Here is a 12270-nt window from a genome sequence, read left to right as displayed (position 1 = left end):
GTTTTTCCGGTTAGGCCCGTTTCCAACCTAGCTTCTCGAGGACTAGCTTGATGTCTTCCCAAACGTCCCGTTTCAAAGGGCTGTTGTCTCCGCCGTTTCGGATCACATAGCTCGGATGGTACGTAGGCATTACCGGAATTCCATGAAAATCCCCCCATTTTCCTCGTAGCTTCGTGATGCCCTCTTGGGTTCTCAAAATGAATCTAGTGGAGGGATTGCCGAGAGTGATGATCACTTTCGGGCTAATGATTTCGATCTGCCTGAGTAAAAAAGGAGAGCAGGCGATCGTTTCTTCTTCGTCCGGCGGACGGTCCTTCTCGAATTTTAGATCCACTGTCGGTCTGCATTTCGTCACGTTCGCGATGAACACGCTTTCTCTAGGCACCCCCATGCCTTTTTCGATAATCCGGGTCAGCAACTCTCCGGCCTTTCCGACGAAGGGCCTTCCCGTCAGGTCTTCCTGCTTTCCCGGTCCTTCTCCGACAAACATAACTTCCGCATCGGGATTTCCTTCTCCGAACACCGTCTGAGTTCTCGTCGCATGGAGTTTACACTTCGTGCATTTAGAAACCTCGGAGGCGATCGATCGGAGCCTTTCTAATTTATCCAAAGTGTTCATCGGAACTTAATCGATACGTAGATACCGTTATCCTGCAACCACTTTCTAAAAAAGAACTTGGCGGAAAAGAAAGCGAAAGCAGAACCTAGGCGTATGCACGGACATTCGCATCGTCATGAAAACCACGATCACGATCATGGGGGAAGTACCGGGCATTTCCATTCCCACGGTCCCACACCCGACGGCTCGAAGGCTTTCTTATATGCTTTCATTCTGAATTTCGGGTTCGCGATTTTGGAACTCGTAGGTGGATATTTCTCCGGTAGCTTGGCGATTCTTTCCGATTCCTTGCACGATCTTGGCGACAGCGGTTTCTTGGCCCTAGCCTGGGCCTTCCAAAAAATCGCGGCTAGACCTAGGACACAGACGTTCACTTTCGGATACAAGAGGTTGGGATTGTCGGCTGCCCTGGTCAATTCCATTGCATTGTTCGGTGGAGCCGTCCTGATTCTGTTCTTTGCGATTCCCAAACTCTGGAATCCCTCTTCGCCGAACGGTTGGGGAATGCTAGGATTGTCCGTTTTAGGAATCGCCGTTAACGGCGCCGCCTTATTCAAGATGAAAAAAGTGGACGGTCTGAACGGCCAAACCGTCGCCTTACATCTTCTCGAAGACGTTTTAGGGTGGATTGCGGTGTTCTTCGGAAGTATTACGCTTTTATTATTCGATTGGACCTGGATAGACCCGCTCCTTTCCGTTTTAATCGCAGTCTGGGTCGGGATACAGGCTTTCCGGAATTTAAGAAAGATATTGCTTCTGCATCTCCAGTCTGCGCCGGAAGGAATCAATACCGGAGAATTGGAAGCCCGGATCCTAGGCGTAAAGGGCGTGGAATCCGTCCACGATCTGCATTTGTGGTCTATGGATGGAGACTTTCACGTCCTTACTTTGCACGTAGGTGTGACGGGTACCTCCATATCCCACGCGCAAAAATTGAAAGAACGAATTCGAGACATAGCCGAGGAATTTCATATCCCGCACGCGACAGTGGAAATCGAACCCGTCGGCATATCCTGCCCTTACAAGGAATGCTAGACTGCTTGACAGCGGATTAAAACCCGAAAATTTGGTCAGGTATGAACCAGAAGACCGCAAAACTCCTCAAAAAATACGCCGAAGCCAAGGGGTTCAGCGAGAAGCAACTCAAGCGCGAATGGCTAGTGTTGAACCAACAACAAAAAGACGCCAAACGCCAGGAAATACTTAAAGACTTGGTCAAATAAGGGGGATACCCTCCTTTTTTCTTCGGAGATCCGAGTTCCGGGTCCTATGGGAACGAATCCAAGATTCCCTTTCCTCGTGCTCCTTCCGCAAACCCTTCTTAGGCCAGCTTGATGGAAGAAATCGAACTTACAAAAGAATTCCGCTTTGATGCCGCGCATTTCCTGCCCAACGTTCCAGAGGGACATAAGTGTAGGAGAATGCACGGACACAGTTTCCGTTTCAAACTTCATTTAAAAGGCAAAATAGATCCGGGCACCGGTTGGTTGATGGACTTTGCAGAAGTGAGCAAGTCTGTAAAACCGTTACTGGAAAATCACCTAGATCATTATTTGTTGAACGATGTGGCAGGATTGGAGAATCCTACCAGTGAAAACATCTGTCTTTGGCTATGGAAACGTCTGAAACCCCAGCTCCCTCTACTGCGAAAAATCACCCTTCATGAAACGTGTACGAGCGCTTGTATTTACGAAGGGCCGAAAGATATCGTATAACGATCCGGCAATCTTCTCCGATGCTTTCTAAATCCGAATCTAACAGTGTTCTCACCGTTTCGAAGTCCGAAAGACCGAAGGCAGTGGTTCTCTTTTCCGGAGGATTGGATTCTACCACTTGCCTATACCAAGCTATAGAGGACGGTTATCATCCTACGGCTCTTTCCTTTGACTACGAACAAAAACATAAGATCGAATTGAAATCGGCCAAGCAAATCGCGAAACATCTAGGAATTCCGCATTTAATACAAAAACTACAGCCTAAATTTTTTCTGGGTTCCTCCCTTACCGAAAAAAAGTTGAAAGTTCCCAAGAATTCCCTGGGAAAAGCCGGTATTCCGAATACGTATGTACCAGGTCGGAATATCCTATTTTTATCCTTCGGAGTGTCTTTGGCGGAAGGGATCCAGGCAAAGAGACTGTACATCGGCGTGAACGCCTTGGATTATTCCGGTTATCCGGATTGCAGGCCCGAATTTTTAAAAGCATATGCCGATGCGGTTCGTCAGGGAACGAAAGCCGGTGTGGAAGGGCATCCGCTGGAAATATGCGCTCCCCTGCAACATCTCGGAAAAAAAGAAATCGTCCTCCTCGGCTCGAAATTGGGCGTTCCTTTTTCCATGACCCATTCCTGCTATGACCCGATCGGAGGAAAACCCTGCGGAAGATGCGACTCCTGCTTACTTCGAAAAAAGGGTTTTCAGGAAGCAGGCATCCCGGAAAAGTGAACGAACAGATTTTAGGGTTTCGGCTTTTTTACGATTTTCCGCCGATCTAACCCCAAGGAAGCTTAATATGGAACAGTTCGTAGGCTACCTAACGATTTTCCTCCTCGCAGTATTCGTAGGATTCGAAGTCATCACCCGTATTCCGCCCCTTTTACACACTCCGCTGATGTCGGGGTCCAACGCGATTTCGGGAATCACGATCATCGGAGCCGTTTTAACTCTCCACGCTGTCAACAGTCCGCTGGTCAAGATTTTGGGGTTCCTTGCGATCGTCGGTGCGACGATCAACGTGGTCGGAGGATTCGTAGTTACCCACCGCATGCTCGGTATGTTCAAGAAAAAGGATTAATATCTAAATGGATAAGGCTTTCATCAACGTACTCTATTTAATTTCGAGCATTCTTTTTATCATCGGATTAAAGCTGCTTTCCCATCCTAAAACGGCCGTACGCGGAAATCTTACCGGAGCCGTAGGGATGTTCTTAGCCATAGTCGGCGTCTTCCTGGAATACGGTAAAATCGGCCAAGAGGACATCATTTGGATCGCGTCCGGAATTCTTCTCGGAACGGTGATCGGAACGTACATCGCTCTCAAAGTAGAAATGACGGGAATGCCCCAACTCGTGGCGCTTTTGAACGGGTTCGGAGGTTTGGCTTCCTTCTTAGTCGGTGGAAATTCTCTCATGGAGATTTTGGAAACCGGCAAGAATACCGAATTTCTTTCCAATTACCAATTTACGATTTCCACTGCGGCAACGGGTATCATCGGAGCAGTGACTTTTACGGGAAGCGTGATCGCGTTCGGAAAACTGCAAGGATTGGTTTCCGAAAAATCGGTCCGCTATTTCGGCGATCAGATCGTAAAAGTCCTACTGTTTGCAGCTTCCTTGTATTTAGGTTATTTAAACGTAACCCAACCCACCGTAATCGCTTGGTATTGGTACGTAGTGATCGCCGGATCCATTTTAGGCATTCTTCTGGTTATGCCGATCGGTGGAGCCGATATGCCGGTGGTAATCGCTCTGTTGAACTCCTACTCCGGAATCGCGGCCTCCGCAACCGGATTCGTATTGGGAAACAACGTGTTAATTATCTCCGGTTCCCTCGTCGGAGCTTCCGGAATCATTTTGACCCAGATCATGTGTAAAGCGATGAATCGTTCTCTCCCGAACGTGCTCTTCGGAGGACTCGGCGGAGCGACCACTACTACGGATGCCGGAGACATTTATTCCGGAAAAACGAAAAGCACTTCTGCGGAAGAAGTCGCGATGCTTTTGGATATGGCGCAGAGAGTGGTCATCGTTCCCGGATACGGAATGGCCGTCGCGCAAGCCCAACACGCGGTTCGGGATCTATACAATCAACTTACCGATCGCAACATAGAGGTCGAGTTCGCCATCCATCCTGTAGCGGGAAGGATGCCGGGCCATATGAACGTTTTATTGGCCGAAGCGGATATCCCTTACGATAAGATGAAGGAGATGGACGAAATCAATCCTACCTTCGATACCGTGGACGTAGTGATCATCAACGGAGCCAACGACGTGGTCAACCCTCTGGCAAAAACGGACCCAGGTTCTCCGATCGCCGGAATGCCTATCCTGGACGTGGAAAAAGCAAAGACGATCATTGTCATCAAACGTTCCCTCAGTCCCGGATTTGCCGGTGTTCCGAACCCTCTGTTTATTCAGGACAACTGCCTGATGTACTTCCAGGACGGGAAAAAAGCCACTCAGGAAATCGTAACCGCTCTAAAAGATACCTGATCTTTTCGGTTCGAAAATTTTCGAGTTCGTTAAAAAAGGGAGGAGAGATCCTCCCTTTTTTATTCTAAATTGAATATTAGAGGTTTTCTATGGCTCGAGAATATAAAGATTACAGCGACGAGGTTCGACCTCACAAATCCGGAATCGTGCGTTTCCTATTGATATTTGTCGGAACCGTTTGCGTGATTCTTGGGGTCATCGGGATTTTCGTCCCCGGCCTTCCTACTACTCCGTTCCTTTTGGCGGCTGCCGCTTGCTATGCAAAAGCGTCGGAACGTTTTTACAATTGGCTCATGAACAACAGGTATTTCGGGTCCTTCATTCGGGACTGGCGGATCCATAAAGCGATTCCTATGCGCGCCAAAATCATCGCGATCTCCACCATCGTTCTTACCATGGCTTTGAGCGCTTTTTTTCTCCCGGTTTTAGGAGTAAGGATCGGAATGGCAATCATAGGAATCGCGGTCATCGCTTACCTTTTACGTTTTCCCACGAAACGGAAAGAGGCCGAAAATCAGTAAGGTGATCGGGAAGGAAGCATATGATATACTTTCGGATCGTTATCTTTCAACAATTCCGCTATATCCAGAGCCTCCTGGATTTTTACCTTTTTATCCGGCTCTTCCGAAATCCATCCGGCAACGAAAGTCTCAAGTCGTCTATAGTCCTTCGTAAAAACCAAAGATCGCAGATAGTTGATCTTATCTTCTTCGCTTAATATTTTAGCGCCCAAAATACCGGAATATACGTTGGCAGAGGCTCGAAAATTAGCCGTGTGGAAATACGCGTGGCCTAAAAATCTGCGCTCGTTAAACGGAAGATCCGGAAATTGATTATATAATTTGATGGCTTTGCGGAAATTCTTATCGATATCCATCGCGAGGCGCGCGTATATATAAGCGAATTCCTTAGAAAGAAATCCTTCCTTGGCAAATTCTTTGCAGAGACTCAACGCATTGGCCTTGTTTCCCAGGGCAAAATCCGATTTCAGCAGAACCAATTTGGCGTTCCGAAAATTCGGCTTTAATTCCACCGCCTTTTCCGCCTCGGCTTTCGCACGCAAATATTGCCCGGTTTCGAAATACGCGAGGGCCAAATTCAATCTGTAGAAAGGATTGTAATTCGCCAATTCCACCGCTTTTTGAAAATAGGGAACGGAAGATTCCCATTTACTCCGCCGTACAAAAATCATCCCTAACAAATAATAGGAAGGGTCGTGTCCGGGATGGATTTCGATCGCCTTCAGCAAAGATTTTTTAGACTGAGGATAACGTCCGATCGCATAAAGATAGGCTCCGTTTAGATACTGGTACTCCAAACAATCCGGATCCAATTTTTTGATCTTTTCAATATTGGTTAGGGAACGGACCAGATTATTCACCCGAAGGAGATTGATCGTCTCGGTGTTTAACGCCAAGATCTGGTACTTGCGACGGGAAAGCTCGCTTTTGTCCGTGGGAGGCGGGGGAGGAGGCAGTTCTCCTTCGGGAGAAGCAGGCACTAAAGTCTGGGTTTCTTCGGAGTTCGTTTCCGAACGTAGAGGAGCGGAATCCAATATAAGGCAAAATAAAAGAATCAGTAGCGAACCTTTTTTGCCCGAACCGAACATCTATTTTTTCCCGACCCGTCTATAGGTTTCCGTATTCTCCTTTTTCGGATTGAAAAGTTCCAATTCCTCTTCGTCCGACTTGGCGATGACATAACGGATTTCGAAGCCCAAATTCAGGAAACGGAACACCAACTCCGGCGATTTGGATTTCGTGTTTTCTTCCTCGAGAAGGTATTCGATGTGAAACTCTTTTCCTTTGTTCGGTCCTTCCAGTTCGGGATCGGCATACAAAGCCAAACCGTTTTCCAAAACTGTTAATTTGCTCGGACCGAGAGCGGGATTCGGGTATCTGCAATTTCCTTCCGCGCCGCAGGTTTTCGTATTTTCCCAAACGCCTAGAATCCGTTCAGGCAAAGGCTTACGACAAGCTGATAAAAATAAAATCAGGGCAAAAGAGAGGATCGCTTTTTTCATCCGGACCCAGGCTATCGGTTTCGGGTCCTTTGTCGAGGGAATTTCCTACGCTACTCGGAGTAACAAGGTCATCATCCACCGTCTAGATTTGCTGGAAGTATTCGTCGATTTTCAACATTTCGAACGTTTTCATCAGATCTGGGTGGATTTCCAGAATCTTAATGTCGATTCCCTCGCTCCGGGCGTTTTTACAGAACCAAACGAGGGAACTGATCGAAATCGAATTCATAACGGGAATACGCCCTAGATTCAGAACGATTTTCTTGGGTTTCTTGGCGATCGCATCCATCAATTGGTTTCGGAAGGCATAATAATCGTTAAAAAGAGCCGTTAATTCGGGCTTAATCTCGATTACCTCGGAACCTTCTTCCATGTTTCTATTATCCCTCACACCAGCTTTTTTGAACGAAATTTTTCTGCCGAAACCTTTTTTTATCTTCGGGAAATCCCGAATTCAACCGAAATTTTTGTTGGGAGTGTCCTATGTTCGAAAAAACCCATTTCATGAAAACTCAGGATCTGCTCGAAAGAGGGATGAACGCGGCCACGTTAAAAAGAAAGGTGATTTCGGACAATATCGCGAACGCGGACGTACCCCATTTTAAGAGAAGCGAAGTGATTTTCGAATCCATGATCAAGAGAGCGATGGAATCGGAAAAAATCGAAGCATCCAAAGCGATTCCCACCAGAATCGAGGACGAAAGACATATTTCCTTCTTTACCCCCCTGGATTATCGCCAAGTGCAACCGAAGTCGAACATAGACTATCTTACGACCATGCGCGCCGATGGAAATAACGTGGATCCGGAAAAAGAAGTCGTAGATGCTTCCAATTCCCAGATGCAATACATGCTTATGGCTGACCGCTTAAACGCGAATTATAGAGATTTAAAGAACATAATGAGGCTCGCTTAATCCCGGAAATGGGACATAGCGGAATAGGAAAGGAAGCACATGGGACTTTTCACTTCGATTAATATTTCTGCAACAGGTCTCTCGGCACAGCGTCTACGAATGGACGTAATCGGAAATAATATCGCCAACTCGACGACGACTAGAAATACGAACGGAGACGGTCCCTTTCGTAGGGATAGGGTCGTTCTGACCCCTGTCAATCTCAGAACTCGTTGGAAAAGCCCCGTCTACCCGTTCGGGATTTCTCCCGGCGAGGGAAAAGGCGTGAAAGTAATGAAGATTGAAAAGGACATGTCTCCTTTGCGCATGGTATACGACCCGACCCATCCGGATTCGATCCAAATCGGCCCTAAAAAAGGGTATGTGGAAATGCCGAATGTCAATATAGTCACCGAAATGACCGACATGATTTCGGCTTCCAGATCCTACGAAGCCAACGTGCAAATGATCACAGGCTCGAAAGCGATGTTCAACAAAGCCCTCGAAATCGGAAGAGCTTAATCATTAGGAAAATACGATGCAGATAGATTTTAATTCGAAACTTTGGTACACTTACAATTCCGGATATTCGGACTCCCGATTTCCCCTGACTCCCAAAGGGGATAAGGTTTCGGTAAATGCCGCAGACGATAGACATTACAAGGACGTAAAAGAGCCTGTTTCTCCCGATTACGTTGCTGAAAGTTTTTCCGAAGCGATGAGAAACGCGTTCAAATCCGTAAACGATCTGCAGGTCGAAGCCGACGAGCTTACGCAAAAAATGGTCTACGATCCGAATAGCGTGGACGCGCACGAAGTAATGATTGCATCGGAAAAAGCGAGAGTTGCCTTGACGTTCACTAAAACATTGGCGGACGGAGTGGTCCGCGGGTATCGTGATCTTACCTCGATGAGGTAATCCCCTTTTTAAGAACCATCCCCCGTTTTAGGAACGGGGGATGTCCTGCCTTCTTCAAGGCTTGATTTTCTTGATCAGTTTTAGATCACCCTTGTTGAATACGCTGATCTGAGTCGAAGCGGACCCTTCCTCTTTTCCGGTCACGTAAATCTTATCTCCATAAAAGGTTACGTTAGAGTTAGGGCTGATTTCGTCTTCGGAAGACGCCGTTTTCTTCAGTCCTTTGTCGAAGCGGGCCAAGAAATATTTTCCGTCCTTCTCTTCGAAAGCGTACACATCTTCCCCCTTCAAAATCATGGGGGAACGCCAGAATACGGAATCCTTGGACCAAACGGCCGGTTTGAGCGTTTCCTGGTCTATCAATATGAGTTTGTGTTCCGCGGAATGGTCGGATTCGTAGCCGACCACGAGAGCCTTACCGTCCAATACTTCGAAGGTTCTTCCGCAGATCTTATTGAATTCTCCTCTGGAAATTTCGTCGTCGTTACTCGGGTCCAGTACGTGCAGTTCGTTGCTGTAATGCCCGTCGGAAAGATATTTTAAGGTCTTTAAAAATAGGATTTTTCCGCCGACCACGTTTTTATCGAATTCCTCTTTTTTCTTCTGCTCTTCCTTGGCGGTTTGCAGTTCCTGTTTGGTGTCCTTCAGTTCTTTTTGAAGTTCTTCCTTGCTCTTTTTATCGTCGGGACTATCCGTCTTTTTGGAATCTGCAGAGGAAGTCTTACCGGATTCGGTCTTGGAAGAATCGCTCACGGAAGATTTAGAATCGGACTTGGTATCCGACTTGCGGCTTTCCTCTTTTTTGGAGATCTCCTTTTCCTTCTCCTTCAGCTGCTGCTCTTCTTTTTTGGCTTGCTGCTGCTGTTGCTGGACCTGTTTTTTCTCTTCCTGCTTTTGGGTGATTTTTTGTTTGTTTTTTACAGGGTCCTTATTTAATTCCTGGAGCTCCCTTTCGATTTTCTTTTCTTTTTCGGCCGCTTGTTTCTGCTGGTTTTTGTTTTCCTCTTTCTTCTCTTCTAATTTCTTTTTTTCGTCCTGGATTTTTTCCTTTTGGAGGTCGTCCATTTTTTTCTTATCTTCCTGACCTTCCTTTTTCTTATCCAGATCCTTATTGACTTCCTTTTCGAGTTCGTCCGTGTGTACGTCCCTTCCGTCTTCGGAAAGAATATTACCTACGATCGGAATAATGATCTGAGTCTTATCGGGCCATTCATTGTACCGTCTCGCGATTCCGATCTTTTCGGGAGTCAGGTTCTTGACCACTTCGGCGCCGTATTTGCCCTTCACATAAGCCGTACCTTTTCTATGGATCGCATTGTAATAGAGTATATAAGTGGCGAGAGTATCCGAATTCTGTTCGGAGTAGCCGAAGTTCGCCTTTACGTAACCGGCCAAAATCCGTTGGATCGAATTGATGTGCCCGAATTCCGTTTCCTTACCTAAGCTAAAAATGTCCGCACCGAATTTTTTCTCCTCGGGCAGGACTCTCACTACTGTGATCCCTTCTTCGCTGGCGGGAGTCTGAGGATTCTTCTTCAGGGATTCCGCTAAATCCGCACCTGTCTTCGCATTATTTCCCCTCGTTTCCTCGTCGGCCCTAGCGGCGGAACGGTTTACGAAATTGACCCTCCCGGAAGAGCGAATCTCTCTTTCCCCCAGACGAGGACCCGTTTGGGCTAGAATTTGCCCGCAAACGAAGATAGAAGCGATCAAGAGGACGATCGGTCGAATCCGTGACATGTTTGAACTCCTTGGAAATGCAACTTTGCGATGAACGCAACGCGAGATACGAATGGCTATCCTACGCTCTTTCGGACCCCGCTGCCAAGGATTTTTCCCGGACGAGTATCCCGTTCGGTGGAAGAAAGTTGCCCCCGAACGAAGGATTTTTACCCTAGCTCCATGCGCGAGTTTCATCGGAGAATCTACAATTTCTGCGCCGGACCGGCCATGCTCCCTACGCCCGTAATGGAAAAGGCGGCCTCGGAATTCCTGAATTACCGAGCTTCCGGAATGTCCATCATGGAAGACAGCCACCGCGGCAAGTTGTTCGGAGAGGTTTTGGACGAAGCGCTTTCGCTCTTACGGGAACTACTCTCGGTTCCGGAAAATTACGAAATCGCCTTTTTTTCCGGGGGAGCCACGTTGCATTTTTCCGCGATCCCTTTGAATTTATTGAAGGAAGGAGAAAGTGCCGACTATTCGATAACCGGGATATGGGCCAAGAAGGCGATGGAAGAAGCCCTTCGCTATAACCCCGTCCAAAAGATCTACGACGGCGATTCCCACCATTATACGGAAATTCCCCGATTGACCGATGCCAACATAAACGAAACAGCGTCTTACGTTTATATCACTTCCAACAATACTCTGCTCGGATCCAGGTATCCGGTCATACCGGAATTGACGAAGGCTCCGTTAGTCGCCGACATGACTTCGGAAATTCTTTCCCGTAAAATAGACATATCTCGTTTCGGAATCATTTTTGCCGGAGCCCAAAAGAACATCGGACCGTCCGGACTCAGCGTTTTAATCATCAGAAAGGATCTCATCGGTCGTTCCGGCCGCGCAATCCCGCTTTTGATGGACTACGGCCTGACGATCAAAAACAAATCCATGTACAATACTCCGCCTACTTACTCTATATATATGGCAAAGCTGGTCTTCGAATGGCTCAAACAAAAGGGGGGCGTCGAGGCGATCGAAAGAGAAAACGAGGAAAAGGCGAAGTTACTCTACGATTATCTGGATTCCTCCTCTCTATACGGCGCTCCCGTCAAGAAGCCATATCGATCCACGATGAATGCAGTGTTTACGTTAAAAGATAAATCCTTGGAAGCGAAGTTCGTGGAAAGGGCGGAAGAACGAGGACTGCATGGGCTGGAAGGACATCGTCTAGTAGGCGGACTGCGAGCTTCCATCTACAATTCCATGCCGAAGGAAGGAATCGCGGCCCTGATCGAATTCATGAAAGATTTCGAAGCCTCCGCTTAAAAAGAATGAACCGCTTGGAACTTATCGGCCTCTTCCTGGTGGCCGGAATCTTTTCGGGGGAAATCCAATCCGCACCCCTGTACTTCCGCACCGCGACGAGAGCCTCCGTCTGTTTTTCCGCCGGAAATGTTCCGAAAGAGATCAAGGATTTTTACAATTCCAAGCTCCCTACTGAGGAAAAAGCGCGGTGGGTGGAACGAATTTCCGTTTCGGAAGCCAAGTCGCTCTACCAAAGCTTGGAATGCGTGCATCGTCTAAGACTTTCCAAGGAAGAAAAGATTCTTCTCTTGTCGGACTACGGACGTTACCGGGAAACCAGGGAGCTACTGTATTCGTTCTACGAAAACCACCTTCTCTCGGAAGAAAAAACGATCCGTTTTTCCGCGACGGAGGAAAAAGAGGTCCGTACGTTTCTACAATCCAAAAGGGAACTTTTAAACCGTCTGTTCGACGCGGAAGCGCTTTCTCTTTCGGAAGAACCCTTACCTCTGGAATCCTTTACGAATCTCTATCTAGCTTTGTTATTGCAACATTGGGAATTCTTCCAGACCGCTCCCGAATTTCTGAAAGAAAGCGTCGGCGATTAAAATCCTCCTTTTCAAGGAATTTGCT

Annotated in this window: 17 protein-coding genes; 12 read left to right on the top strand and 5 right to left on the bottom strand. The window is 47.4% G+C overall.

The window, feature by feature from the left end; translation table 11 throughout:
- Positions 1-10 precede the first annotated feature (10 nt).
- Positions 11-619: a uracil-DNA glycosylase gene (locus tag EHO60_RS06555; protein ID WP_135767345.1), complete on the bottom strand. Its 609-nt coding sequence runs from the start codon at positions 617-619 to the stop codon at positions 11-13.
- Positions 620-712: 93 nt separating this feature from the next.
- Here EHO60_RS06555 and EHO60_RS06550 point away from each other — a divergent pair, with 93 nt between their 5' ends.
- The 7 genes from EHO60_RS06550 (at position 713) to EHO60_RS06525 (ending at position 5349) form a co-directional block, all read left to right on the top strand.
- Complete coding sequence (locus EHO60_RS06550; RefSeq protein ID WP_135767344.1) at positions 713-1654, top strand: cation diffusion facilitator family transporter; 942 nt, start codon at positions 713-715, stop codon at positions 1652-1654.
- A gap of 41 nt (positions 1655-1695) precedes the next feature.
- Positions 1696-1842, top strand: a complete 147-nt coding sequence (locus EHO60_RS17105) for a hypothetical protein (RefSeq protein WP_167880162.1) — start codon at positions 1696-1698, stop codon at positions 1840-1842.
- A gap of 111 nt (positions 1843-1953) precedes the next feature.
- Positions 1954-2334 carry a 6-carboxytetrahydropterin synthase QueD gene (gene queD / locus EHO60_RS06545; RefSeq protein ID WP_135767973.1) on the top strand — a complete coding sequence of 127 codons (381 nt, stop codon included), beginning with the start codon at positions 1954-1956 and terminating at the stop codon, positions 2332-2334.
- A gap of 20 nt (positions 2335-2354) precedes the next feature.
- Entirely contained in the window at positions 2355-3062 is a 708-nt protein-coding gene (gene queC, locus EHO60_RS06540; RefSeq protein WP_135767343.1) for a 7-cyano-7-deazaguanine synthase QueC, read from the top strand.
- 67 nt (positions 3063-3129) lie between these two features.
- The gene (locus EHO60_RS06535; protein ID WP_135767342.1) at positions 3130-3411 is read left to right on the top strand and encodes an NAD(P) transhydrogenase subunit alpha part 2; all 282 of its coding nucleotides are present in this window, start codon (positions 3130-3132) and stop codon (positions 3409-3411) included.
- 7 nt (positions 3412-3418) lie between these two features.
- Complete coding sequence (locus EHO60_RS06530; RefSeq protein WP_135767341.1) at positions 3419-4828, top strand: NAD(P)(+) transhydrogenase (Re/Si-specific) subunit beta; 1410 nt, start codon at positions 3419-3421, stop codon at positions 4826-4828.
- Positions 4829-4917: 89 nt separating this feature from the next.
- Positions 4918-5349, top strand: a complete 432-nt coding sequence (locus EHO60_RS06525; RefSeq protein ID WP_135767340.1) for a YbaN family protein — start codon at positions 4918-4920, stop codon at positions 5347-5349.
- Here the strand turns inward: EHO60_RS06525 and EHO60_RS06520 are convergent.
- From EHO60_RS06520 to EHO60_RS06510, 3 genes are all read right to left on the bottom strand, one after another.
- Positions 5343-6437 (bottom strand): tetratricopeptide repeat protein, encoded by a 1095-nt coding sequence (locus EHO60_RS06520; RefSeq protein WP_167880161.1) that lies wholly within the window; start codon positions 6435-6437, stop codon positions 5343-5345. The genes EHO60_RS06525 and EHO60_RS06520 overlap by 7 nt on opposite strands.
- Positions 6438-6851: an LIC10301 family lipoprotein gene (locus EHO60_RS06515; protein ID WP_135767339.1), complete on the bottom strand. Its 414-nt coding sequence runs from the start codon at positions 6849-6851 to the stop codon at positions 6438-6440.
- 82 nt (positions 6852-6933) lie between these two features.
- Complete coding sequence (locus EHO60_RS06510; protein ID WP_135767338.1) at positions 6934-7224, bottom strand: STAS domain-containing protein; 291 nt, start codon at positions 7222-7224, stop codon at positions 6934-6936.
- A 110-nt stretch (positions 7225-7334) separates the two neighbouring features.
- Here EHO60_RS06510 and flgB point away from each other — a divergent pair, with 110 nt between their 5' ends.
- Genes flgB through fliE form a run of 3 tightly spaced genes read left to right on the top strand, consistent with a single transcriptional unit; the run spans position 7335 to position 8664 of the window.
- A complete protein-coding gene (gene flgB / locus EHO60_RS06505) occupies positions 7335-7766 on the top strand; it encodes a flagellar basal body rod protein FlgB (protein ID WP_135767337.1) in 432 nt (143 codons plus the stop codon).
- Between the two features lie 39 nt (positions 7767-7805).
- Positions 7806-8267 (top strand): flagellar basal body rod protein FlgC, encoded by a 462-nt coding sequence (gene flgC, locus EHO60_RS06500; RefSeq protein WP_135767336.1) that lies wholly within the window; start codon positions 7806-7808, stop codon positions 8265-8267.
- A 16-nt stretch (positions 8268-8283) separates the two neighbouring features.
- On the top strand, positions 8284-8664 hold the full coding sequence (fliE, locus tag EHO60_RS06495; protein WP_135767335.1) for a flagellar hook-basal body complex protein FliE: 381 nt from the start codon (positions 8284-8286) through the stop codon (positions 8662-8664).
- A gap of 54 nt (positions 8665-8718) precedes the next feature.
- Here the strand turns inward: fliE and EHO60_RS06490 are convergent, their stop codons facing one another.
- The gene (locus tag EHO60_RS06490; protein ID WP_135767334.1) at positions 8719-10404 is read right to left on the bottom strand and encodes a P83/100 family protein; all 1686 of its coding nucleotides are present in this window, start codon (positions 10402-10404) and stop codon (positions 8719-8721) included.
- Positions 10405-10566: 162 nt separating this feature from the next.
- On the opposite strand from EHO60_RS06490, the gene serC reads away from it, so the two are divergent.
- Positions 10567-11658, top strand: coding sequence for a 3-phosphoserine/phosphohydroxythreonine transaminase (serC, locus tag EHO60_RS06485; RefSeq protein WP_135767333.1), 1092 nt, complete (start codon positions 10567-10569; stop codon positions 11656-11658).
- 5 nt (positions 11659-11663) lie between these two features.
- Positions 11664-12245, top strand: a complete 582-nt coding sequence (locus EHO60_RS06480; RefSeq protein WP_135767332.1) for a hypothetical protein — start codon at positions 11664-11666, stop codon at positions 12243-12245.
- The last annotated feature ends 25 nt before the right edge of the window (positions 12246-12270 follow it).

The sequence above is a fragment of the Leptospira fletcheri genome (assembly GCF_004769195.1).
Classification (GTDB): Bacteria; Spirochaetota; Leptospiria; order Leptospirales; family Leptospiraceae; genus Leptospira_B; species Leptospira_B fletcheri.
This window is presented reverse-complemented; position numbering and strand designations above follow the sequence as displayed.